This window comes from Mesorhizobium sp. M7A.F.Ca.US.005.03.2.1 (genome assembly GCF_003997795.1).
GTDB classification, from domain to species: domain Bacteria; phylum Pseudomonadota; class Alphaproteobacteria; order Rhizobiales; family Rhizobiaceae; genus Mesorhizobium; species Mesorhizobium ciceri.
In genome coordinates this window covers 1-1,508 of record NZ_RZRP01001159.1, presented here as the reverse complement: position 1 = coordinate 1,508, position 1,508 = coordinate 1, and the positions used below count along the sequence as shown (strand labels likewise).

General features: G+C 63.9%; 2 protein-coding genes. Both read right to left on the bottom strand.

Features of this window, described 5'->3' with window-relative positions:
• Positions 1 to 306 (bottom strand): flagellar biosynthetic protein FliR (locus tag EN991_RS35745; RefSeq protein ID WP_206519330.1); only part of this gene is annotated, 306 nt, incomplete at its 3' end.
• Positions 303 to 1,508, bottom strand: a 1,206-nt coding sequence (locus EN991_RS35740; RefSeq protein WP_206519329.1) for an FHIPEP family type III secretion protein, incomplete at its 5' end; no start/stop codon positions are given. The genes EN991_RS35740 and EN991_RS35745, both read right to left, overlap by 4 nt.

Genomic DNA, 1,508 nt, shown 5'->3' with positions numbered 1-1,508 from the left:
GGCGATGGCCGAGCCCCTGAAACGCACGGCTTCCATGTAGAGCCTGGTCATGGCGCCGATCAGGCCGCCGACCAGAAGTTCCGAGATGATCATCGGCACAAGGATCTGCGGGCGCGGGTCGACGAAAGGAAAGATCTTGTCCCACAGGAAGGCGAGCAGGCCGCCGGTGGCGGCGACCGCCATGAACAACCTGACCTGGACCGGGACGCGGGCGCTGGACAGGCCCGGCATCAGCATGAAACAGGCGCCGATGCGGCAGAAGGCGAGGAACGCCGCGATGACGACGCCTTGCGACAGCACGCTCACGATATGGTTCCGAGCACCCTGATCTCGACGCCCTTGGCGATTTCGACATGGCTGAGCACCGGCAGAGTGGTGAACAGGCGCTCGATGATCATGCGCACATAGGGGCGGGCGTCGGGCGCGGTGACGAGGACGAAACGCTCTCCGGCTTCCAGATATTTCTTGATCGCCTTGGTGGCGTCCTGGCCGAACTCCTCGAGCTGACGCGGGTCGATGTCGAATTCGCGCACCTCGCCCTTGGCGTCGCGCTTGAGGCTCTGGTGGAAGGCGAGGTCCCAGCGGTTGCCGAGGCGCAGCACCTTCAGCACGCCGCCCTCGGAGAGGTCGCCGCAGATCTGCTGGGCCATGCGGATGCGGACATGTTCGACGATCTGCTCGGTGCGGCGCACATGCGGCGCGATCTCGGCGATCGCCTCGATGATCAGGTGCAGGTTGCGGATCGAGACGCGCTCGGCGAGCAGCAGCTTCAGCACCGCCTGCAGGCCGGGATAGGAGATGTGCGTGGTGCAGATCTCGTCGGCGAGCTTGCGGTATTCCTGGTCCTGGCGTTCGAGCAGCGCCTTCATGTCCTTGTAGGACAGAAGCTGCGGCAGGTTGTTGCGGATGACCTCGGAGAGGTGGGTGAGCAGCACCGACATGTTGTCGGCGAAGGTGTAGTTCTCGCGCTTCAGATCCTCGGCGAAGGCTTCGACGACGGAATAGGCGCGCATGCCGAAGGCCGGCTCGCGGATTTCCTCGCCCGGTATCTCGGGTATGTCGCGATTGCCGAGCAGAACCATGATCTCGCCGACGCGCATCTGGTATTCGGCCACCACGGTGCCGTGCACCTTGATCTGGTAGCTCTTCGGCGGGATGGCGAAATCGTCGGCGACGCGCACTTCCGGCACCACGAAGCCGTACTGGGTGGCAAATTTCTTGCGCATCTTGCCCATGCGGAAAACCAGTTCCTGATGCGACGTCAGCAGCCTTGTCGACAGCTGCTTGCCGATCAAGAGTTCGATCTCGGCGGTGGCGAGCGAAGCCTTGACCGAGTTCTTCTCTTCCTCGACCTTGGTCGCCTTTTCCTGGTCCTTGATCGCCTCGGCTTCGGCGAGGACACGGTTGGCGCGCATCGGGATGACGTAGCCGAGACCGGCCATGCCGGCGGCGAGCGCAAAGAACGGGAACAGCGGCAGGCCGGGCATCAAGCCGAGCAGGACCAGCAG